Origin of the sequence: Neolewinella maritima (assembly GCF_923081025.1) — a bacterium.
In the GTDB taxonomy this organism is placed as follows: Bacteria; Bacteroidota; Bacteroidia; order Chitinophagales; family Saprospiraceae; genus Neolewinella; species Neolewinella maritima.
The window spans coordinates 20911-42136 of the sequence record NZ_CAKLPZ010000005.1 but is presented as its reverse complement, the minus strand read 5'-3'; the positions used below and the strand labels follow the sequence as shown (position 1 = coordinate 42136).

17 protein-coding genes and 1 tRNA gene are annotated in these 21226 nt (G+C 60.9%); 10 read left to right on the top strand and 8 right to left on the bottom strand.

The window, feature by feature from the left end; genetic code table 11:
• Positions 1-32 precede the first annotated feature (32 nt).
• The 5 genes from proB (at position 33) to MJQ68_RS16005 (ending at position 5033) form a co-directional block, all read left to right on the top strand.
• A complete protein-coding gene (gene proB, locus MJQ68_RS16025; protein ID WP_238752168.1) occupies positions 33-797 on the top strand; it encodes a glutamate 5-kinase in 765 nt (254 codons plus the stop codon).
• Between the two features lie 44 nt (positions 798-841).
• The gene (locus MJQ68_RS16020) at positions 842-2341 is read left to right on the top strand and encodes a right-handed parallel beta-helix repeat-containing protein (protein ID WP_238752167.1); all 1500 of its coding nucleotides are present in this window, start codon (positions 842-844) and stop codon (positions 2339-2341) included.
• A 64-nt stretch (positions 2342-2405) separates the two neighbouring features.
• A complete protein-coding gene (locus MJQ68_RS16015; RefSeq protein WP_238752166.1) occupies positions 2406-3152 on the top strand; it encodes an MlaE family ABC transporter permease in 747 nt (248 codons plus the stop codon).
• Between the two features lie 9 nt (positions 3153-3161).
• Positions 3162-3938 carry an ABC transporter ATP-binding protein gene (locus MJQ68_RS16010; RefSeq protein WP_238752165.1) on the top strand — a complete coding sequence of 259 codons (777 nt, stop codon included), beginning with the start codon at positions 3162-3164 and terminating at the stop codon, positions 3936-3938.
• A 60-nt stretch (positions 3939-3998) separates the two neighbouring features.
• On the top strand, positions 3999-5033 hold the full coding sequence (locus MJQ68_RS16005) for an isoaspartyl peptidase/L-asparaginase family protein (RefSeq protein ID WP_238752164.1): 1035 nt from the start codon (positions 3999-4001) through the stop codon (positions 5031-5033).
• On the opposite strand, the gene MJQ68_RS16000 is transcribed toward MJQ68_RS16005, so the two are convergent.
• A complete protein-coding gene (locus MJQ68_RS16000; RefSeq protein WP_238752163.1) occupies positions 5030-5659 on the bottom strand; it encodes an NAD(P)H-dependent oxidoreductase in 630 nt (209 codons plus the stop codon). The two genes, MJQ68_RS16005 and MJQ68_RS16000, sit on opposite strands and share 4 nt — an antisense overlap.
• 140 nt (positions 5660-5799) lie before the next feature.
• Here MJQ68_RS16000 and MJQ68_RS15995 point away from each other — a divergent pair.
• Positions 5800-5884: transfer RNA gene (locus MJQ68_RS15995), tRNA-Leu, on the top strand.
• A 72-nt stretch (positions 5885-5956) separates the two neighbouring features.
• The gene (locus MJQ68_RS15990; protein WP_238752162.1) at positions 5957-6700 is read left to right on the top strand and encodes a geranylgeranylglyceryl/heptaprenylglyceryl phosphate synthase; all 744 of its coding nucleotides are present in this window, start codon (positions 5957-5959) and stop codon (positions 6698-6700) included.
• Positions 6701-6717: 17 nt separating this feature from the next.
• On the opposite strand, the gene MJQ68_RS15985 is transcribed toward MJQ68_RS15990, so the two are convergent.
• On the bottom strand, positions 6718-7521 hold the full coding sequence (locus tag MJQ68_RS15985; RefSeq protein ID WP_238752161.1) for an ABC transporter ATP-binding protein: 804 nt from the start codon (positions 7519-7521) through the stop codon (positions 6718-6720).
• A 24-nt stretch (positions 7522-7545) separates the two neighbouring features.
• On the bottom strand, positions 7546-8730 hold the full coding sequence (locus MJQ68_RS15980) for an ABC transporter permease (RefSeq protein ID WP_238752160.1): 1185 nt from the start codon (positions 8728-8730) through the stop codon (positions 7546-7548).
• An 87-nt stretch (positions 8731-8817) separates the two neighbouring features.
• Between MJQ68_RS15980 and MJQ68_RS15975 the strand changes: the two genes are divergently transcribed.
• Positions 8818-10134: an NAD(P)/FAD-dependent oxidoreductase gene (locus tag MJQ68_RS15975; RefSeq protein WP_238752159.1), complete on the top strand. Its 1317-nt coding sequence runs from the start codon at positions 8818-8820 to the stop codon at positions 10132-10134.
• Here the strand turns inward: MJQ68_RS15975 and MJQ68_RS15970 are convergent.
• The 5 genes from MJQ68_RS15970 to MJQ68_RS15950 form a co-directional block, all read right to left on the bottom strand.
• The gene (locus MJQ68_RS15970; RefSeq protein WP_238752158.1) at positions 10131-11768 is read right to left on the bottom strand and encodes a M28 family metallopeptidase; all 1638 of its coding nucleotides are present in this window, start codon (positions 11766-11768) and stop codon (positions 10131-10133) included. The genes MJQ68_RS15975 and MJQ68_RS15970 overlap by 4 nt on opposite strands.
• 97 nt (positions 11769-11865) lie before the next feature.
• Positions 11866-12624 carry a DUF4292 domain-containing protein gene (locus MJQ68_RS15965; RefSeq protein WP_238752157.1) on the bottom strand — a complete coding sequence of 253 codons (759 nt, stop codon included), beginning with the start codon at positions 12622-12624 and terminating at the stop codon, positions 11866-11868.
• A gap of 12 nt (positions 12625-12636) precedes the next feature.
• Positions 12637-14178: a tetratricopeptide repeat protein gene (locus MJQ68_RS15960; RefSeq protein WP_238752156.1), complete on the bottom strand. Its 1542-nt coding sequence runs from the start codon at positions 14176-14178 to the stop codon at positions 12637-12639.
• Between the two features lie 145 nt (positions 14179-14323).
• The gene (pyk, locus tag MJQ68_RS15955; protein ID WP_238752155.1) at positions 14324-15754 is read right to left on the bottom strand and encodes a pyruvate kinase; all 1431 of its coding nucleotides are present in this window, start codon (positions 15752-15754) and stop codon (positions 14324-14326) included.
• Between the two features lie 189 nt (positions 15755-15943).
• Positions 15944-16762, bottom strand: a complete 819-nt coding sequence (locus MJQ68_RS15950) for a hypothetical protein (RefSeq protein WP_238752154.1) — start codon at positions 16760-16762, stop codon at positions 15944-15946.
• Positions 16763-17419: 657 nt separating this feature from the next.
• Here MJQ68_RS15950 and MJQ68_RS15945 point away from each other — a divergent pair.
• Together MJQ68_RS15945 and MJQ68_RS15940 are read left to right on the top strand one after the other, a co-directional pair.
• A complete protein-coding gene (locus MJQ68_RS15945; protein ID WP_238752153.1) occupies positions 17420-18397 on the top strand; it encodes a ribonucleotide-diphosphate reductase subunit beta in 978 nt (325 codons plus the stop codon).
• Positions 18398-18553: 156 nt separating this feature from the next.
• The gene (locus MJQ68_RS15940; RefSeq protein WP_238752152.1) at positions 18554-21094 is read left to right on the top strand and encodes a ribonucleoside-diphosphate reductase subunit alpha; all 2541 of its coding nucleotides are present in this window, start codon (positions 18554-18556) and stop codon (positions 21092-21094) included.
• Positions 21095-21226: the final 132 nt, after the last annotated feature.

The following is a 21226-nucleotide window of genomic DNA, read 5'->3' as shown; positions in this document are numbered from 1 at the left end:
AAAGGTAGCGGGCGGTGTGCTAAGTTTGCACGATGTACACCCGCATCGTCATTAAGGTAGGTACCAACGTGCTGACCCGTCCGGACGGCCGGCTCGATATCACCAGCATCAGTAGCCTGGTGGATCAGATCGCCGCCCTCAAGGCCGCCGGCGTGGAGCTCGTGCTGATCTCCTCCGGAGCGGTAGGGGCGGGCCGCGAACTGCTGCCCGGGCGGCCCGACGATGGCGCCGTAGCCCAGCGGCAGGTGTACTCCGCCATCGGTCAGGTGCGGCTTATGGAGCTGTACCGCCAGCTCTTCGCCGGTCACGGACTCCTCTGCGCCCAGGTGCTGGCTACGAAGGGGGACTTCCGCGACGATCTGCACTACGATAATATGCTCAACTGCTTCGGTGCCCTGCTGCGCGACGAGGTGGTCCCCGTGGTGAACGAGAACGACGTAGTGGCCGTCACCGAGCTTATGTTTACCGACAACGACGAACTGGCCGGCCTCGTCGCCCGCATGCTAGGGGTCGAAGCCCTGGTGATCCTGAGTAGCGTGGAGGGGCTCTACGACGGCGCGCCCGACGATCCGCAGAGCCGCCTGATTCCTCGGGTGAAGGCGGCAGACCAGACCGTAGCCGCCCACGTGCAGGAACGCCGGACCAGCGGCGGCCGCGGTGGCATGGCGACCAAACTGCGCATCGCCGCTGAAACCGCCCGCCACGGTATTCCCGTACTCATCGGGAACGGCCGCCGGCCGGGCATTTTGGCGACCATACAGTCTGGTCACTGGCCGGGTACCGAGGTCAGGCAATAGCCGGCCGCCCTTCTTAGTTCTTAGCTTTGAGCTCACTACCGTCTATGCGCCTTACCCTATTCCTTGGCCTGCTGCTGTGCCTGATCACCGCCTGTGACCCCGACCGCGATTTCGTCACCGGTGATGCCGTCCGGCTCCGCTTCGAAGTAGATACCGTAAGCTTCGATACGGTATTCACCGCACGGGGCAGCGCCACCCAGCTCTTCAAGGTATACAACGACGCCAGCGAGCCGGTCAGGATCGACCGGGTCGCCGTACAGGGGATGACCGGCGTGACTTTCACCTTCAATATCGACGGCACCATGGGCCCCGAAGCCCGCGACGTAGTGATCTGGGGCAAGGACAGCATCTTCGTCTTCGTGGAGGCGGAGGTAGATCCCTCCGTACCCGAGGAAGTAAGCCCCTTTATCGCCGAAGACCTACTGGTCTTTGAGACGGGCAACGTGCAGGAATCCGTGGTCCTACAGGCCTACGGACAGAATGCGAACTACCTGAATGGCTTTGGTCGGGGGCAATCCTTTTTACTGAGCTGTTCAGGCGGTACGGTGGCGTTGCCGGCCGATCTGCCCACGGTGATCTACGGCTCGCTTTTTATTGACAGTTGTACGGTGCAGGTACTGGCGGGCTCGCGGGTATATTTCTACGGTGGCATCCAGCGCAATAACCCCATCATTGCCGGTGGCGGTGCATACATTGACGGCTTCATCTATACCCTGCCGGGGGGAAGTCTACAGTTGCTTGGCACGGCCGACGAACCGGTTATTTTGGCTACCGACCGCCTGGAGGAAGGCTTTGAAAAATCTCGGGGAGCTTACCAGGGGCTCATCTTTGGTCCCCTGAGCACCAACAATCGCATCGAGTACGCCGAGATCAACAATGCCGCCGCTGGCGTCATCGCAGATAGCTTGGCGGAGGTGACCATCGACAATACAGTAATTGCATTTACGTCGGGACCTTCTCTATCTACTTACCAAGCAAATGTGGAGGTTCGCAATAGCCTTTTTCATTCATCCTCAGGTAATTCCGTACAGGTAGTGAAGGGTGGTAAGCTCGTGTTAGATCACACCACCCTGGCTAATTACGGGGGAGGTGATAATGTCGCGCTATCATTGGTCAACGACATCCCCCTTTGCGTTGCTGAAGAATGTGATCCTTCGCCACTTACGGTTCGGGTTCGAAATAGTATCCTAGCTGGTTTTACTAGTAACGAGTTGATTCTTGCCGACTCGCTCAACGGTACTAACCCTTCGTTCTTTGATGTGCGCATTGAAAACTCAGTAGTACGTACTGATGAGAAGTTCTTTATTGCCGGTCGAGAGGGCGACCCCAATTTCTACGAAACCATCTGTCAGGGTTGCTACAACCTGACCTTCGACGATCCGCTCTTCTTCGACCTGCGCGAGGAGGACTTTCACCTCGATAGCCTCAGTGTGGCCCGTGATCTGGGTGTCTTCCTGCCGGAGCTACCCCGCGATCTGGAGGATACGCCGCGCGATACCGACCGGCCCGATGCCGGGGCTCTGGAGTGGGTGCCGGGCCGCTAAGCGCATGCAAACCTATCCGCGGACCACAACGTTACACCACGAACCCTGAACCCCACCCGCCCGTATGGTCGTTGACAAAATGCTTTACAATCTGGGTCGCTACGTCAACCTGCTGCGCGACGCCATCGCCCGGCCGGAGAAGTTCTCGATGTACTACAAGGAGACGATGCGGCAAATGGACGCTATCGGTGTGGGGTCGGTTTTCATCGTCCTGCTCATTTCGGTCTTCATCGGTATGGTGACGGCGGTGCAGTTCGTCGATCAGCTCGGGGATAGCTTCGTGCCCAGCTACTACATCGGCTACATCGTGCGCGATATCACCATTATCGAGATGGCCCCCACCATCACCTGTCTGGTTCTGGCCGGCAAGGTCGGCTCCAACCTGGCGGCCGAGATCGGCGGCATGCGGCAGAAGGAGCACATCGACGCCATGGAGATCATGGGGGTCAATACCGCGGCCTACCTGATCATGCCCAAGATCATTGCCGCTGTGGTGGTCATACCCATGCTGGTAGCCATTGCCGCCTTCGTGAGTATTGTAGGAGGCTACGTCTCTACGGTACTGCCCGGCTCGCTCTCGCATACGGAGTACGTACTGGGTCTGCGGTCCTTTTTCGTACCCCGCTACGTATTTATGATGTTCGTCAAGGCGGCCGTGTTTGCGTACCTGATCACTTCGGTAAGCTGCTACATGGGGTACTACGCTAAGGGGGGCAGTATCGAGCTCGGTGAGGCCAGCACCAACGCCGTGGTCGTCAGCAGCGTACTTATCCTGGTATTCGATTTTCTCATCGCCCTCCTGCTTACCTAAGCACTCCCCATGATCCGTACGGAAAACATTACCAAGACCTTCGGGGACAACGATGTGCTCAAGGGCATCAGCACGGAATTCTATGCCGGCAAGCCCAACCTCATCATCGGCAGCTCGGGTGCGGGTAAGACCGTGCTGCTCAAGCTGCTCATCGGCCTATTCAAGCCTACCTCCGGTAAGGTGTACTATGATGATGTCGATCTGTTCTCCGTTGACGACGACGCCCTGCGTGAGGTGCGTATGAAGCTCGGTATGCTCTTTCAGGGCAACGCGCTATTTGACTCCATGACCGTAGGCGAGAATATCCGCTTCCCCATGGATATGTTCACCAACCGCACCCTCGGTGAAAAGGAAAAACGGGTCGACGAGTGCCTCGAAATGGTCAATATGGAGGGCATCAACGATCGCTTCCCCTCCGAGGTATCCGGCGGTATGCAGAAGCGCGTAGGGATCGCCCGGGCCATGGTCCTGGAGCCCAAGTACCTGTTCTGTGACGAGCCGAACTCCGGGCTGGACCCCAAGACGGCCATCCTTATCGACGAGCTCATCTGCGACCTGACCAACCGGAACAATATCACCACCGTCATCAATACCCACGACATGAACTCGGTCATGGGTATCGGCGACAACATCGTGCTGCTCAAGGATGGTCACCTGGTCTGGCAGGGGGATAAATCGCAGGTACTGGAAAGCGAAGAAGCCGTACTACAGGACTTCATCTTCGCCAGTCCCTTCCTGCGCCGCCTGCGCGAGGACGCCCTCAAGCAGCGGCACGCGCACGACTGATCGGGTAGCTCGCTGCCAGCGTCCTAACTTAGCGGGATCACCACGCACCAAGCTACGTTCATGCAGTACCTACTCTCCCTCCTAGTCGTCCTACTACTATCCTGTGGACAGGATACCGCCTCCCCCGACCAATCCTCCGCACCCGTGACCCCGCCCTCCGATTCTGCCGCTGTGGACTACGCCCTGGTCATCCACGGCGGAGCCGGTACTATCCTGAAGGAAGATATGACGGACGAGCGGGCCGCCGCCATCACCGCCGCGATGAACGAGGCCATGGACGCCGGCGAGGCCATTCTGAAGGCCGGCGGCAGCAGCGCCGATGCCGTAGAGCGCGTCATCTGGGTGCTTGAAGACAGCCCCTACTTCAACGCCGGCCGAGGGGCCGTCTTCACCAATGCGGGCATCAACGAGATGGACGCCAGCTTCATGACCGGTCGGGACCAGAACGCCGGAGCCGTCGGTGGGCTCACCACCATCAAGCACCCCATCAGTGCCGCGCGGGCCGTGCTGGAGCAGTCGGAACACGTGCTGCTGTCCGGCAAGGGGGCTAACGATTTTGCTACCGAGCAGGGACTGGAGGTGGTCGATCCCAAGTACTTCTTCACCGAAGCGCGCTACTCCGCCCTACAGCGCGCCATCGCGGGGGAAAAGGTGGAGCAGGAGCAGGTAGACGTGGATAAGAAGCACGGCACGGTGGGCTGCGTGGCCCTCGATCGGGACGGCAACCTGACCGCCGGCACCAGCACCGGGGGCATGACCAACAAACGCTACAACCGCCTCGGCGACAGCCCCCTGATCGGTGCCGGCACCTACGCCGACAACGCCACCTGTGGGGTGAGCTGCACCGGCTGGGGTGAGTACTTCATTCGCTACGCGGTGGCCTACGACGTGCACGCGCGCATGGCCTACGGCGGCGCTACGGTGCAGGAAGCTGCCGATGCCATCATTAACCAAACGCTCGTCGAGAAGGGCGGCACCGGCGGCCTGATCGCCATGGATGCACGGGGCAACATCGCCATGCCCTTCAATACCCCCGGTATGTACCGTGGCTACCTCAAGTCGACCGGCGAACGCGAGATCCAGTTTTACGACTAGACGGTGATCACCATCTCATCCAGGGGCAGCCGCACCTTTTTATGCGTCTGGGTAGCATCCTCGGCGGCGCGGTAGCCGATGGGGGCGATCACGGTGGCCGTGAGGCCGCGCTCGGTCAGTCCCAGGATACGGTCGTACTCCTCCGGCTGGAAGCCCTCCATGGGGCAGCTATCGATGCGTAGCTCGGCCGCGGCGGCCAGCAGGGTGCCCAGACCGGTGTAGGCCTGTCGCTTATTCCACGCGATGATGAAGTCGGTCGACTTATCCGTAAGGGTCCCCTTGATGTACTCACCGAAGCCCTGCACCTGATCTACGGGCAGGCCGCGGGTGTCGGCCATTCGCTGCATGTAATCGTCTACGTAGGCGGGCGTCATATCGGTCTTGGCGGCCAGCACCAGTACGTGGGAGCTTTCCGTGAGTTGGGCCTGGTCGTAGCTGGCGGCGCGTAGTGCCTGCTTGGTTTCAGGGTCTTCCACTACTACGATCCGGTAGTGCTGTAGGCCGAAGGAAGAAGCGCTCAGGTTGACGGCTTCGAGGAGGGCACGCAGGTCGTCCTGCTGTACTTTCTTACTGGGGTCGAATCGTTTGGTAGCGTAGCGCCAGCGCAGGGCGTCGAGTAATTCCATAGTCGTGATCATTGTAGCTACATTAATTTGTGAGGCAGTCAATAGTTGCGGGGCGGGTGCGGTGATAATTCCTACCCCGATCCATTGTACATATCAAGTATCCGACTTACTTTTGCAGCCGCTTCTACAGCAAACTTCCTACCCAGGTGGTGAAATTGGTAGACACGCCAGCTTGAGGGGCTGGTGTCCATTGCGGACGTGCAGGTTCAAGTCCTGTTCTGGGTACATACACTACTACGACGGCCTTCCCGCACTGCGGGGAGGCCGTTTGTGTTTCTGCCGGGCTACCTTTACCGTATGATCCTTCCCGCCCTGTCCCGAGCCCGCCACGCCGGCCGTAAGCTCCTGGCCGTTCTCATCGACCCCGACAAGGTCAACCGCCAGAAGCTGGAGCAACTCGGACAGTACGCCGACGCGGGCTGCATCGACTACTTCCTGTGGGGGGGCAGTTTGGTCAATGAACCCCAGTCGGCCCATTACCTGCGCTACCTTAAGACCCACACCGACGTACCGGTACTGCTCTTCCCCGGCTCGGTCTATCAGCTGGACGAGCACGCGGATGCCGTGCTACTCCTATCTCTCATCTCCGGCCGCAATCCGGAGCTCCTCATCGGGCACCACGTCACGGTAGCCGGCCGCATCAAGCAGATGGGCCTGAGCACCATCCCCACCGGTTACCTGCTCATCGATGGGGGCCGGCCCACTTCGGTGTCCTACATGAGCAACACCACGCCCATTCCGGCCGACAAACCTGCCATCGCGGCTGCCACGGCTCTGGCCGGCGAGCAACTCGGGCTACAGCTCATTTATCTGGACGCGGGCAGTGGAGCGGTGCATCCGGTGGCGGCGGACATGATCCGGGCAGTGCGGGAAGAAGTTGATCTACCGCTCGTCGTCGGCGGCGGGATCCGAAGCGTAGAGCAGGCGCGGAAGGCGCTCAGTGCCGGCGCGGATCTGCTGGTGGTAGGCAATGGCCTGGAGCGGGACGTGCAGTGGCTGCCGGATCTGGCCGAAGTAGTGCACGCAGGGGTGCGGGTGTAGGGTATCGCTGCGTACCGTTACTGCCCCGAAGTAATCGCGATCATGCGATCCTCTACTTCCCGGACCAGCTGGACGTAGCGGTCCGTACGCTTAGTTTCCCGGTTGCGCCGCAGGGGCAGATCGATGTGGACGTGCTCGGTGAAGCGGCTCGGAGCGGGCTTCATCATGTACACATCGTCGGCCAGGTAGACAGCCTCGGAAATATCGTGGGTTACGAAAATGACGGTGGGGTGGATGCGGTGCCAGATGTCCATCAGCAGGTCCTGCATCTGCAGGCGGGTATCGATGTCGAGGGCGCCGAAGGGCTCGTCCATGAGTAATACGTCCGGATTGGCAATGAGACTGCGTGCGATGGCTACCCGCTGGAGTTGTCCGCCGGAGAGGGTAGGATACTGGGCGAATTTCTGCTCGTGTCCGCGCAGGCCCACCAGCTCGATCAGCTCTTCGGCGCGGGCCAGGCGTTCGGCCTTAGCTACGCCCTGGTATTCCAGCGGCAGGGCTACGTTTTCCAGGACCGTCCGCCACGGCAGACTGCTATACTGCTGGAACACCATGCCCACCCGCGGGGCTTCGTCGACCGGTTGGCCCTTCACCAGTACCGTACCCTCCGTAGGTCGCTGCAGGCCGGCGATGTAGCGCAGCACGGTGCTCTTGCCCGCCCCTGATGCCCCCAGGATAACGACGAACTGTCCCTGCGCCGGCTTGTCCTCCACCAGGAAGTCCAGCCCCTCGATGATGTAGCTCTTGCCCCCATCGTAGCTCTGCCGGATACCGCGTAGCTCGATGATGTTATCCAGGAAGGTGTCGAAAAAGTCTGGCATGTAGGGGGAGGGTGAGGGGGTGAGTTAGGCCTTCGTCGGAGGTGTGGGAGGCGGGGGCGCGGGGGCGGTGATGGTTTCCGGAGCGCTGGAGGAGCGCAGCTTGATCTCCCCGTAGACGATCAGCAGGGCGGCGGCGGCGCAGATCAGGATCACGATCAGGCCGAGGATAGCAGACGTGCCGATCAGCAGACCGAAGAGGAGGTAGACCATCACGGCACCCAAGATGACCTGGAAGCCGGTCTTGACCTCGTTGAGTCCGGTACGGCGCATCTTGAGGTCCTTGTAGGGAAACAGGCGCAGGTTCATATAGGCGAACAGCTGATCCTGCAGGTAACCGATTATCACGATGAAGATGAGCACGGCGTAGGCGCCGGCGATGTTGCCCTGCCGGGCCAGAATGTAGAGCATGGAGCCCAGGCCGTCGTCGCGGTTGATGCTCTCGGCGATGATGATGTAGGTCCAGCTGATGGCCGTCAGCACGCGGATGTCATCGATGAGCTTGCTGAGTACGCTGGGCAGGTAGACCGACTTGATGAGCTGCCAGTCCGTAGCCCCCAGGGTAAAGGCCGTCTTGAGGTATACATCTTCAGTCTCCCAAAGCCGCTGCATCACCACCGGCAGCAGGTACACTAGGATACCGAAGGCCAGGAAGCTCACTTTGAGGGCTTCGGACTCCGAGCTGTCGAAGGCGATGAGGAAGAGCGGCGTCAGGGCCGTCAGCGGTACGTAGCGGAGCGTATCGATCTGCCGGCTGAACATGGCCCGGGCCAGCGGACTCACCGCGATCGGTATACCGATCAATAAACTAAAGAACACCGCCCAGAAGTAGCCCTGTAGGTTGCGCCAGATCGAGATCCCCGCATTGGCGAACAGCCCCTTATTGATCGAGCGCGGCGGCGGATTCACCAGCTCCCCAAAACTGGCAAACACCCTGCCCGGCGGCGGCAGCAGGGGGTACACCTTCTTGAATTCCGTGGCATTCGCGTAGGCGATGCTATCGGCCCGGATGATGCTGTCGCGCTGCGCCAGCTCGGTAGAGTCCGTCGACAGGCTAGACGGCAGGCGGGTCTCGAAGCTGCCCACCGGCTGCTGGATCGAGAGCTGCTCCGCCAGGGCCCACCAGGCCAGGAGGAAGACCAGTAGGCCCGCCACGGCCAGCAGCGTTTTCTGGAGGGTGGTGTAGCGGTAGGGGGCGTCTAGTAGGGACAAGGGGGAGTGAGGTGGTGAGGTAGTGAGCTAAGGTACAGCGGACGGTAGTTCTACCGCACCTGCGGCCCCGCCCGCCGTTATAAAGATATGGATGCACTGAACCTCCCCGCCCCCCAGGGAAAGCCGCGCATCGTAGTGATCGGCGGCGGGTTCGGGGGACTCAACTTCGTACACGCCCTCGATACGCGGCACTACCAGGTGGTGCTGCTCGACCAGTACAATTACCACACCTTCGCGCCGCTGCTGTATCAGGTGGCTACGGCCGGACTCGACGCACCCGATATCTGCGGCGCACTGCGTAAGTCGTTCCGCAGCAAGAAGGATTTTCACTTCCGTATGCTGCGGGTGCGCGGCATCGACGACGGTGCGCAGGAAGTGCTGACCGAGGCCGGCTCTATCCACTACGATCAGCTCGTACTGGCCACGGGTACCCGGGCGAACTTCTTCGGTAACGATAAGCTAGCCGCCCACGCCCTGCCCCTGAAGACCGTGCCCCAGGCCCGCCAACTGCGGCACCACCTGTTCCAAACGCTGGAGCGGGCCGACCTGACCGATGACCCCGCCGAGCGCAGTAGCCTGATGACCTTCGTGATCGTGGGCGGCGGACCGAGCGGTGTAGAACTGGCCGGTGCCCTGAGTGAACTGCGCCGCCACGTGCTGCAGCGCGACTACCCCGATACGGACACCGATCACCTCCGCTTCATCCTGGTCGAAGGCGGTGATCAGTTGCTGGCGCAGTTCTCGGATAAGTCCAGTGACGATGCGCTGCGCAACCTGGAGGAGATGAATATCGAGCTCTGGTTCGGTAAGCTCATCGCCGACTACGACGGCCGCACGGCTACCTTCAAGGACGGTAGTACGCTGCATACACATACCGTCATCTGGGGTGCCGGCGTGACTGGTGAGGTCATCGAGGGACTAAGCGATAAGAGCGCCGAGAAGGGCCACTACCTTATCGACGACCACATGCGCGTGCGGGAATACCAGAACGTGTACGCCATCGGTGATGTCGCCTACCTCACCAGCGATAAGTGGCTCCAGGGGCACCCCGGCGTGGCCCAGGTAGCGATCCAGATGGGACAGCGGCTGGCCAAGAACTTCAATGCCTTGGCGAAAAACAAGGAGACGCAGCCCTTTGAGTACTTCGACAAGGGTAACCTGGCCATCATCGGTCGCAACCGCGCCGTAGCCGACCTGCCCGGAGGCATCCACCTCAACGGCTTCCCGGCCTGGTTCATCTGGGCGGTGGTCCACATCTTCTACCTCATTGGCTTCCGCAACCGCCTGTTCACCTTCCTCAGCTGGGTAGGCAACTACATCACCTACAACCGCTCGGTGCGGCTGGTGATCGAGCCTACGCTGGAGGAAGAACTGCGGGAGGCGCACACCCCAGCCACACCCTAGCGGCGGGCTACGTAGAACTCGGAGTTCTCGCGCCACTTCGGCCAGGTCTCTCCACTGGCTAGCTCGAGGCCGATTAGGAAGAGTAGCTCGCCGTCCTGCACCGCGCCGGCCAGCGGCCAGTCGCCGGACCGGTACTCGTCCGCCGGCTGGTGGTAACGGGTGGCGACGAAGGCGTCTTTTTGCTCCTTGGCGTAGGCCTTGCCCAGGGTCTGGTGCTCGTAGCCGCCCTTGGCGTACAGGACGGGCACGCCCGACTTAGCAAAGTTGAAGTGATCGGAGCGGTAGAAGTAGCCCTTCTCCGGTTCCTGTCCGCCCTGCACGTAGCGCCCCTGCCCCTCGGCGATGCGCTCGGCCAGCTCATCCATTTCGCTGTGGCCCATGCCGGTGATGGTCAGGTCAGCGGCCGGACCGCTCGGATTGATCCCGTCGATATTGATGTTAGCCACCGTCTGGTCTAGCGGAAAGACCGGGTTAGCCACGTAGTACGCACTACCGAACAGCCCCTGCTCCTCGGCCGTAACGAACAGAAACACCACCGAGCGGGCCGGCGGTTCGGGCAGTTCGGTGTAGGCCTCGGCGATGGCTAGCAGCTGCGCCGTGCCGCTGGCGTTGTCGAGCGCGCCGTTGTAGATGCTGTCGCCGTCTACGATCGGGCCTACGCCGATGTGATCCCAGTGGGCGGTGTAGGTGACGTTCTCGTCGGGCCGACTACCGCCGGGCAGCCGCGCAATGATGTTGTAGCTCTTGTCGCGCCGCAGATCGTTGCGCACCGTGGTGGTCAGACTCGCACCCAGGTCGATGGGCTCGAAGTCGGCCTGCGTAGCCGCCTCGAACCACTTTATGTCATCCACCCCGGAGTTCGTGAACAACTCCCGCGCCGCGTTCAGGGTGATCCAGCCGGCTACGTCGAGCTTGGGCTGTCCGTCGTCGGGCAGGGTGAGCCGCGCCCCCGACCAGCTGCTCTGCACCACGAACCAGGGGTAGCCCGCCGCACCGGTCTCGTGGATGACCAGGCAGCCCGCCGCGCCCTGCCGCGCCGCTTCCTCATACTTATAGGTATAGCGCCCGTAGTAGGTCATCGTCTTACCCTTAAACTGCGTAGAATCCTCCAGGTAGTAGCCCGGGTCGTTGACCATCACTACGACGGTCTTACCCTTTACGTCCACGCCCGCGTAGTCGTCCCAGCCGTACCCCGGGGCTACGATACCGAAGCCCACGAAGACCAGCTCGCTGTCGGTCAGGCTGGTTTCCGCCTCCCCCCGCTCGCTAAAGGTCATATAGTCTTTGCTCACCGTCCAGTCGACCCGTCCCCCGGGCATATCCAGGCGGATGGTCTCATCGGGGTGACCGGTCAGTTCCACCATCGGCACTTCCTGTCGGTAGCTGTCGCCATTGCTAGGCTCCAGACCCAGGGCGCGCAGTTCTTTTTCCAGGTAATCCAGCGTGAGTGCTTCGCCGGGACTAAAGGGCAGTCGCCCACCGTAGCGGTCGTCAGCCAACTCCGCAATGTGCCGGTCGATCGTAGTAGAATCAATGGGCGCGTTCGCCGGTGCGGTGGACGTGGAGGAGGGGGCTTGGTCGCAGCCGAATGCTAGGAGACACAAGCAGGCGAAAAGGGTGGGGCGGTAGGTCATGGCGTGCAATATATCATTGCGGAGACCGAGGACGCTGACGTGCACTCGGACCGGAGGCCACTCGACCTTTTATATGCCAGACCACTTACGCCTCGGCTTACCGCATTTCAAAGGGCATAGCTACCGGTCCGGAAAAGCTCACGTCCGTAAACTCCATCTCCATGCGGGCGGTGCCCTCCTTGCCGCCGTCCACGGCTACCAGTCTACCGCGGGGGAAGGTCTGGCGGACCCCCTCGATCTCGCTGTAGTCAGTGTTCATGACGCTCAGGCTACGGTCCTGCCCCAGCTCCTGCAGCTCCATCAGTTGCGGGCGGTAGGTGACGGGGTCGATGTAGTACTGGGTAGCAAACTCCCTGCTGCGCCCAGTGAGCCGGATGGCGCCGTCGTCGGCCCGGCCGATCTCCAGGTCGTCGGTGAGAAAGACGGCGTTGCCGAAGAAGATCTCCTGCAGCAGGTCGAAGCGGGCGGGGATCTTGTACTTCTCCTCGATGTAGCTCAGGGGTTCGGCGATGTACTCGCCCTCCAGCCGGTTGTAGAGGAAGAAAGAGTCCGGACGGATCAGTGCGCGGGCTCCCTCGAAGCCGAACTTCTTGACGCTCATCCAGATGGCCTCGTCGCGGTGCAGGCGGATGTAGGCTGTGCCACCGATGTTGAGCTTCTCGCTGTCCAGGTCGACCCTGGCCTTGGCGTCCATCCACTCCGGGGCGCTGCGGTTGTCGTCGATGGTGCGCAGGACCTGTGCCAGACGAAGCTTACCCGTAGGGGCCTTCGTGCCGTCCGTTACCGCCCCTGTAGTTTTTCGGCTACAGTTGGCAAACAGGAGTACGGCCAGGAGGGCCAGCAGGGATAAACGCATGGAGGGGACGGGTTAGAGCTGAGCGATCTTGCGGGTCAGGGTGGGGGACTTACTCCCCGCGGCCTTCGCCCGCTGGTAAAGGTCGGCGGCGGCGGCTTTGTTCCCAGCGCTACTCTGGGCATCGCCCATCAACTCCAGCAGCAGGGCGTTGGTGTTGCCGGGGTGATCGGTAGCGGAGAGGGCTGCGGTGTCCGGCTTGCTGCGCTGATCGAGGTACACGGCCAGGGGGGCGGTGGGACCACCGGGCAATAGCGCGGTGTTCAGTTTTTCTGTCTTGCCGCCGGCTAGTTGGTCCAGGGCCTTGCCCAGCTCTTCCAGTGCGGAGCTAGCCTCCGGGCTACCGCTCACCATTAGCTGCGCCTGCTGGAGCAGGCTGGTCGCTTCGTCGAAGTCGCCCCGAAAGGCTTCCCCCAGTGCGTAGTGTACGTAGATCGAGGGTCGGTTGGGGAATACGTCGAGGGCCTGCTCGGCGTATTTGCGCAGCTCGACGGACTGGTTGTCGAGGTAGAGCGTGGCCAGGAGTTGCTCCCAGACGGGGTAAACCGTATCGTCCAGCGCCAGCGTACTACGGTAGGCTTCGGCGGCTTCGGCGAGGCGGCCGGAGTGGTAGTACAGGTCGCCCTCGATGGCGGTGGCCTTGGCGGCATCGGGGTGTACGCGGCGTAGTTCGGCGGTGAGGGCCAGGACACGGTCGGCCAGGGCGCGGTCGCCGGTGCTGGCTACTTGCTGGACCATCGGTAGGAGCTTGCCGATCTTGAGGTCGAGATCTACGTCGGTGCGGGTCAGCACGCTCAGCAGCGCGCTATCGTCGGCGTCGCTGCCGCTGCTGCGCGGACCGGCGTCCTGCAGGGCTAGCTGGGCGCGCACGTCGGCCGGCTCTATGGCCAGGATCTCCTCGTATACCCGTTGGGCTGCCTTATCGTCGCCCTGACTGGCGTAGTAGCCGGCCAGCAAGTGGCGGTAGCTGATCTGGCGGGGGAAAGCGTCGACCAGTGCGACGAGCTCGCGCTCCGCCCGCTTGGTGTCTCCGCTGCCGAGGTAGAGGGCGTGCTTGCGGCGGCTCACTTCGGGGTTGATGCCGTTGCGGGCCTCGAGCTCCTCGTAGGTCTTGAGGGCTCCCTTAATGTCCTGGTCGCGCACCTGGAAGGCGGCCCGTTCGAGGTAGTTCTCGGCGGCCGCGGGGTTCTGCTTGATGAGGGTGGCGTAGAGCTCAGCCCCATCCTGGTAGCGGCCAGACGACTGATAGAGGGCAGCCAGAAAGGCGGCGTATACCTCACTGGGCCGGGCGGCGTAGGCCTGGCGCAGGGCGTCGATCGCAGCCCCGCTGTTGCCGGCGGCATGCTCCAGTCGGGCCAGCTCAAAGAGGATGGCATCGTTCTGCGGCTCGGCCTCCAGGAGGGTACGGAAGAGAAGAATAGCCTGGTCGGTCTTGCCGAGGAGTGCTTCGCGTTTGGCCTCGATGAACTGTGCTTCCCGTTTGACCTGTAGCTCACTGACCTCACCCTGGCCGGGCAGTACGGAACTGAGAAGTAGCAGTAGAAGCAGGGTACGCATAGCGATCGGGCGGGTAGTGTACCGGTAACGCTTGCGGGTGGTGGTGTAGTTTAGTTCTGTAGGCGGGTAGTGTGCACTGCACCTGCGGCCCCGCCCACACCTACCACGCGGCCCTACAGAACTATAAGACCACAACGCTACAGAACTACTCCACCTCCGTGATCTTCATCATGTTGACGCGGCCGCGCTTCTCCAGGGGCATGCTACCGGTGTTGACGATCATGTCGCCGGGTTGGACGTGGCCGTTTTCCTTGAGGATGTTGGTGACGTCCTTGACGGTGTCGTCCGTGCTCTTGAAGCCGTCGTAGTAGTAGCCCCGTACGCCCCAGCAGAGGTTGAGGGTGTTAAGGATATCGGGCAGGTCGCTGAAGATGTAGATCTTGGAGGAGGGGCGGAAGCTCGACAGCTTGAAGGCCGTGTAGCCGGTGCGGGTCATACCGGTGATGGCGCGGGCGCCGACGTTCTGGGCGGCCCAGGCGGCGGCTGAGGTGATGACGTCACTTACGAACGTGCCGCTCTTCGCATTCGCCTTTGGGCGCTTGGTGCCGATCTCGTAGACCTTCTCGGCCTCGTCGATGATGCTGTTCATCCACTTCACGACCAGGGTGGGGTGGCGACCTACGCTGGTCTCGCCGCTGAGCATGACCGCGTCGGTGCCGTCGAGCACGGCGTTGGCTACGTCGGTGACCTCGGCGCGGGTGGGGCCGGGGTTGGTGATCATGGAGTCCATCATCTGGGTAGCCACGATGACGGGGCGGGCCCGCTGGATGCACTTCTTAATGATCTCCTTCTGGATCAAGGGCAACCGTTCCATGGGCATTTCGATACCCAGATCGCCACGGGCCACCATGATGCCATTGGAGTGTTTGATGATCTTGTCGATGTTCTCGATGGCCTCGGGCTTCTCGATCTTGGAAATGATCTTGGCCTGGTGGCCGGCCCGGTCGATGTGCTGCCGTAGTTCCTTACAGTCCTTAGCCTGCCGCACGAAGCTCAAGGCGATCCAGTTGATCTCGGGGATTGTGAGGATATAGGCCAGGTCTTCCAGGTCCTTTTCGGTGAGGCTGGGCAGGCTGATCTTGGTATTGGGCAGGTTGACCCCCTTATTCGACTTTAGGGTACCGGCGTAGAGCGCCTTCAGCCGGACCGTATCCTGGCCGTTGGTGTCGACTACCTCGAAGACCAACGTGCCGTCGTCTACCAGTACCCGCTCGCCGACGGTAACGTCCTGCGCAAACTGGGGGTAACTCATGTACACCCGCTCGGCGTTGCCGATGCACTCGGTGTTGGTGAAAGTGACGATCTGTCCCTGCTCCAGTTCCAGTCCCTCGCCCTCCATTTTGCCTACGCGCAGCTTGGGTCCCTGCAGGTCGGCCAATAAGCTCACGTGGCTGCCTTTTTCCTTATTCAGCTTGACCACATGGTCCACCACCTGCTTGTGATCCGCATGATTGCCGTGGCTGAAATTTAGACGAAATACATCGACGCCGGCTTCGATCAGGTCACCGAGCCCTTCGTACGAATTGCAGGCGGGGCCTACGGTGGCTACGATTTTGGTGTTCTGGTGGTCAGTCATGCGGAGGATACTTAGCTTAGAAAAGACAATAATAGATAAATTAGACCGGCTTTGCCGGCTTAGACCGCTAAAGCGGGTAGACTCGCCAGGGCGAGCGTAGACCCTGCGGGGCAGGGGTCGACCGGCAGACGAGACATGCGGCAGCTCAACCCGCGAAGCGGTCTATTCCCGAACGCGCAAGCGAGCGGTCTACCCGATCGCGAAGCGTCGGTCTAACTTCAAATTCCGTTCCGCATGACTGCGCAGCAGTGTATCTGCCAGCAGGGTCATGGCACCGGCGGCCGCGCCGGATTGGCTCTCGGCCTGGAAGAGGGGGAAGATGCGGTTGTGGCTGTAGGCGTTGAAGGATACGGCGAGTAGCTCGCCGTCGCGCGACTGGATACCCTGGGCGCTGCCCCAGCTGCGGTGGAGGATCTGGTACATGATGCGCTGCATGGCGTGGTAGGTCCACTCGTTGTCGGCCGTTTTGCCGTGGACGGCGAGCCAGAAGTCGGCCACCGCCTCGGGCTTCAGGTTGGAGGCGGGTAGCAGATCGGCCTGTTCGGAGCGGGCCATGCGCTCGTAGTAGCTGGCCGGGAAGTCATCGGTGATCTCCTCGTAGGGCTTGTTGAGGAACAGGGCGTCACCGGCCGCCTGGGTGATGGTGAAGCGGCCACTGTCTTTGGGGACACTGGCGGGCTCCACGGTGAGGGTGCCGCCGCGGTAGTCTTGCGGGATAGCGTCCCAGAAGGCCTGGATACGTTTGGGGCTGAGGGGCTTGACGCTGTATACAGCCAGGTCGGGGATGAGTCCGGGCTGGGTGAGCTGGGTGCGGCCGAGCCAGTTTTTGGTCTTCGGCAGGGGCATGGCCGAGACGTAGTTGTCGCCCTCTACGAGCAGGTCCCACTCCTTGGCCGTGGCGTTGAGGTACCAGTCGTAGCCGTACAGACTGCCGTTGGTAGCAAAGTGTACGCAGCTGTTGTAGAGCTGCTTGTCGAGTTCGGCCTGGGGTACGAAGCGGATATCCATAGCGTACATAACACGTGGGGGCAAAAAGGTTAGCGGGAGCGGTAACCTATCCGCGTACCGGGGTATAAATCGATACACTATGGGTGTTATCTACTGAACCCTTGGTTTTTTATAAGGCTGAATTGGTACCTGCCGGGAGGCGCACGTCAGTGCGGCTCCCGGCCTTTTTTTGGGTAGCTCCGTATCCAAAAAATAGTGGTTTTCCCCACCCACCCTGCACCCGCGACCGCGCAAAAGCTGCGTTTCCACCACTTTTCTGTGGAAAACCCCTATCGTTTTCCACATTGTGAAAAAGGTTATCCACAATGTGGATAAAATAGACTATATTTTTAAATGGCTGATAATCAGTTGATTAATAAATGTTATCCACATGATGTGGAGAAATAGGGTAAAACGTGCGGTACTAGGGTCCCTATCTTGGGCATTATACGAGGGAATCCAACAAAACGCTGGAAACCCCCGGGAAGCTCCGGCTTGCTGATACCACTTAGGCTGAGGCGGCTTCCTCCACCCGGAGGCCGCCTTAGTTAACTGACCACGAATTAAACGTACGGTTTACGCCGCTTTTCCATTCCTGTTGCGGGGTGGAGAACGGCTCTCCGTCGCTCCCTCCTAATCCTTCGCAGTGCATTAGCTGCCGTTCAACACCCTTACAGTATGACCGCCAATCTCGAACCCATCCTGGTTGAAAACCCCAACCGCTTCGTCCTTTTCCCCATCGTGCACGATGATATCTGGCGCTACTACAAGGACAACGAGGCCTGCTTCTGGACCGCCGAGGAAGTAGACCTCTCGGCCGACCTCAACGACTGGAACAACAAGCTGACCGACAACGAGCGCTACTTCGTCAAGCACGTGCTGGCCTTCTTTGCCGCCTCGGACGGCATCGTCAACGAGAACCTGGCCGAGAACTTCGTGGCCGAAGTGCAGTACACCGAAGCCAAGTTCTTCTACGGCTTCCAGATCATGATGGAGAACATCCACTCCGAAACCTACTCGCTGCTGATCGATACCTACATCAGCGATCCAGCCGAGAAAGACCACTTATTCAACGCGATCGAGACCATGCCCTGCGTGCAGAAGAAGGCCGAATGGGCCCTGCGCTGGATCGACAACGGCAGCTTCGCCGAGCGCATCGTCGCCTTTGCCGCCGTAGAGGGTATCTTCTTTTCGGGCAGCTTCTGCTCCATCTTCTGGCTCAAGAAGCGCGGCCTCATGCCCGGCCTCACCTTCAGCAACGAGCTCATCAGCCGCGACGAGGGTATGCACTGCGACTTCGCCTGCCTGCTCTACAACGACCACATCGTCAATAAGCTGGAAGAGGGCGTAGTCACCGGCATCATCAAGGACGCCGTAGCGATCGAAAAGGAGTTCGTCTCGGACTCCCTGCCCGTCAACCTCATCGGCATGAACTCCGACATGATGTGCCAGTACATCGAGTACGTGGCCGACCGCCTGCTCGTAGAGCTCAAGCAGGACAAGGTCTGGAACGTCGAAAATCCCTTCCCGTGGATGGACATGATCAACCTGCAGGGCAAGACCAACTTCTTCGAAAAGCGCGTAGGCGAGTACCAGAAGGCCGGCGTGACCTCGGATCGGGACAAGCAGGTGTTCTCGCTGGATGAGGACTTTTAGATTCCTCTCCCCCGGCCCCTCCCCAAGGGGGAGGGGTGACGCTGCCGCACGGCTCAGGCCGGTAAAGCAGCACATAGTAATGAAATAAAAGACCTCCTCGAAGCCGCTCCCCTCTCCCCCGGAGAGGGGCCGGGGGAGAGGGAAAATACCTCACTCATGCAAGTAATAAAACGTTCAGGCGCTCAGGAAGACGTCTCCTTCGACAAGATCACCGCCCGCATTAAAAAGCTCTGCTACGGGCTGGACGAAAATTTTGTCGACCATATCGACGTCAGTAAAAAGGTCATTCAGGGCCTGTACAACGGCGTCACAACCATCGAACTCGATAATCTGGCGGCGGAAACGGCGGCCTCGATGTCGACCGTACACCCCGACTACGCCCAGCTAGCCGCGCGCATCGCGATCAGTAACCTCCATAAGGAAACCGACAAGTCCTTCTCCGCCACCATGGAGGGACTGTACAACTACGTCGACCCCAAGACGGGCGACGCGGCCGGACTCATCGGCGAGGAGACCATGCAGGTGATCCGTGATAATGCGCGGACGCTGGATGCGGCGATCATCTACGACCGCGACTTCGAGTTCGACTACTTCGGCTACAAGACGCTGGAGCGCAGCTACCTCATGCGGCGCGACGGTGCGGTGGTCGAGCGGCCCCAGCACATGCTGATGCGCGTCGCGGTGGGCATCCACCAGGAAGACATCGATGCGGCCATCGAGACCTACCAGCTGATGAGCGAGAAGTGGTTCATTCACGCCACGCCTACGCTGTTTAACTCCGGTACGCCGAAGCCGCAGATGAGCTCCTGCTTCCTGCTCAGCATGACCGACGACAGCATCGAGGGCATCTTCGAGACCCTGCGCCGCTGCGCCCGCATCAGCCAATCGGCCGGTGGGATCGGACTCAGCATTCACAACATCCGCGCCACGGGCAGCTACATCAAGGGCACTGGCGGCACGAGCAACGGTATCGTACCGATGCTGAAGGTGTTCAACGACACGGCCCGCTACGTAGACCAGGGCGGTGGAAAGCGCAAGGGCGCCTTCGCCGTCTACCTGGAGCCCTGGCATGCCGACATCTTCGAGTTCCTGGACCTGAAGAAGAACCACGGCAAGGAAGAGATGCGCGCCCGCGACCTGTTCTACGCCCTGTGGATGAACGACCTGTTCATGCAGCGCGTCAAGGATGGGGGCGACTGGAGCCTGTTCGATCCGGGCGAGTGCTCGGGTCTGTTCGACGTACACTCCGGTGAGTTCGAAGCGCTGTACCATAAGTATGAATCCGAAGGCCGCGCGGTCAAGACCGTCAAGGCGCAGGACCTGTGGTTCGCCATCCTCGACAGCCAGATCGAGACCGGCACGCCCTACATCCTCTATAAGGACGCCGCCAATAAGAAGAGCAACCAGCAGAACCTGGGTACGATCCGCAGCTCCAACCTCTGTACCGAGATCATGGAGTACACCAGCGCAGACGAGGTAGCCGTGTGTAACCTCGCCAGCCTGGCCCTACCCAAGTACGTCAAGGCGGACGGCAGCGGCTACGACCTCGACCGGCTCGTGCAGATCACCCGCGTGGTGACCCGCAACCTGAATAAGGTCATCGACCGCAATTACTACCCCATCGAACAGGCCCGCAACTCCAACATGCGCCACCGGCCCATCGGACTGGGTGTGCAGGGACTAGCTGACGCCTTCATCATGCTGCGCCTGCCCTTCGACTCCCCCGAGGCCCGGCAGCTCAATAAGGACATCTTCGAGGCGATCTACTTCGCCGCCTGTACCGAATCCATCGCCCTGGCCAAGAAGGACGGCCACTACCAGTCCTACCCCGGCTCACCGGCCAGCAAGGGCGAACTGCAGTTCGACCTCTGGGGCGTCACTCCCTCCGACCGCTGGGACTGGGCCGGTCTCAAAAAGGACCTGGCCGAGCACGGCATGCGCAACAGCCTGCTCGTAGCTCCGATGCCCACCGCATCGACCAGTCAGATCCTGGGCAACAACGAGTGCTTCGAGCCCTACAGCTCCAATATGTACACCCGGCGTACGCTGTCCGGTGAGTTCGTCGTCATCAACCAGCACCTGCTCAAGGACCTCATCGGTCTGGGCCTGTGGGACAACCAGATGCGCAACCGCCTCATGCAGTCCAATGGCTCCATCCAGGAGTTCGAGGACATCCCCCAGCACCTGCGCGAGCTGTACAAGACCGTCTGGGAGATCAGCCAGAAGATCGTCATCGACATGGCGGCCGACCGCGGCGCCTTCGTCTGCCAGAGCCAGTCCATGAACCTCTTCGTCGAGAACGTCAACTTCGGCAAGCTCTCCAGCATGCACTTCTACGCCTGGCAGAAGGGCCTCAAGACGGGCATGTACTACCTGCGCACCAAGGCCGCCCGCGACGCCATCAAGTTCACCGTCGACAAGGACCAACTCGTCAAGCAGGGCGAGGAAGGCGACGGACAGGTCAAGCAGGGGGCGCGTGCGCAGGTGCAAAGTGGAGCGAACGCTGTTTCCCTCTCCCCTAAGCTTACATCTAGGGCCCCTACCCCAGATGACGCTCCACAGGAGAGGGGAGCACCCCAACAAACAAAGTCTTCAACGGGTGCCAACGGCTTCGAGGAGATCAGCGCGGCACAGACCGCCGAGGTAGCCAAGACCTGTAGCCTGGACGATCCGGACTGTATTGCCTGCTCTGCCTAGCGCATGGCCCGTCGTCCGCCGAAGGTTGCGCTAGCTTCCCTCGTCGGCCGCACGGGTATAGTGACCACCTTAAACCGGCCCTGCTCCCCAGCAGGGCCGGTTTTTTATTTTAATACCATAGGTAACTATATG

What these genes read in the sequence shown, in the direction of transcription:
- proB (WP_238752168.1), top strand. Translation starts at nt 33, where the DNA reads ATGTACACCCGCATCGTCATTAAGGTAGGTACCAACGTGCTGACCCGT.
- MJQ68_RS16020 (WP_238752167.1), top strand. Translation starts at nt 842, where the DNA reads ATGCGCCTTACCCTATTCCTTGGCCTGCTGCTGTGCCTGATCACCGCC.
- MJQ68_RS16015 (WP_238752166.1), top strand. Translation starts at nt 2,406, where the DNA reads ATGGTCGTTGACAAAATGCTTTACAATCTGGGTCGCTACGTCAACCTG.
- MJQ68_RS16010 (WP_238752165.1), top strand. Translation starts at nt 3,162, where the DNA reads ATGATCCGTACGGAAAACATTACCAAGACCTTCGGGGACAACGATGTG.
- MJQ68_RS16005 (WP_238752164.1), top strand. Translation starts at nt 3,999, where the DNA reads ATGCAGTACCTACTCTCCCTCCTAGTCGTCCTACTACTATCCTGTGGA.
- MJQ68_RS16000 (WP_238752163.1), bottom strand. Translation starts at nt 5,659, where the DNA reads ATGGAATTACTCGACGCCCTGCGCTGGCGCTACGCTACCAAACGATTC.
- MJQ68_RS15990 (WP_238752162.1), top strand. Translation starts at nt 5,957, where the DNA reads ATGATCCTTCCCGCCCTGTCCCGAGCCCGCCACGCCGGCCGTAAGCTC.
- MJQ68_RS15985 (WP_238752161.1), bottom strand. Translation starts at nt 7,521, where the DNA reads ATGCCAGACTTTTTCGACACCTTCCTGGATAACATCATCGAGCTACGC.
- MJQ68_RS15975 (WP_238752159.1), top strand. Translation starts at nt 8,818, where the DNA reads ATGGATGCACTGAACCTCCCCGCCCCCCAGGGAAAGCCGCGCATCGTA.
- MJQ68_RS15970 (WP_238752158.1), bottom strand. Translation starts at nt 11,768, where the DNA reads ATGACCTACCGCCCCACCCTTTTCGCCTGCTTGTGTCTCCTAGCATTC.
- MJQ68_RS15965 (WP_238752157.1), bottom strand. Translation starts at nt 12,624, where the DNA reads ATGCGTTTATCCCTGCTGGCCCTCCTGGCCGTACTCCTGTTTGCCAAC.
- MJQ68_RS15960 (WP_238752156.1), bottom strand. Translation starts at nt 14,178, where the DNA reads ATGCGTACCCTGCTTCTACTGCTACTTCTCAGTTCCGTACTGCCCGGC.
- pyk (WP_238752155.1), bottom strand. Translation starts at nt 15,754, where the DNA reads ATGACTGACCACCAGAACACCAAAATCGTAGCCACCGTAGGCCCCGCC.
- MJQ68_RS15950 (WP_238752154.1), bottom strand. Translation starts at nt 16,762, where the DNA reads ATGGATATCCGCTTCGTACCCCAGGCCGAACTCGACAAGCAGCTCTAC.
- MJQ68_RS15945 (WP_238752153.1), top strand. Translation starts at nt 17,420, where the DNA reads ATGACCGCCAATCTCGAACCCATCCTGGTTGAAAACCCCAACCGCTTC.
- MJQ68_RS15940 (WP_238752152.1), top strand. Translation starts at nt 18,554, where the DNA reads ATGCAAGTAATAAAACGTTCAGGCGCTCAGGAAGACGTCTCCTTCGAC.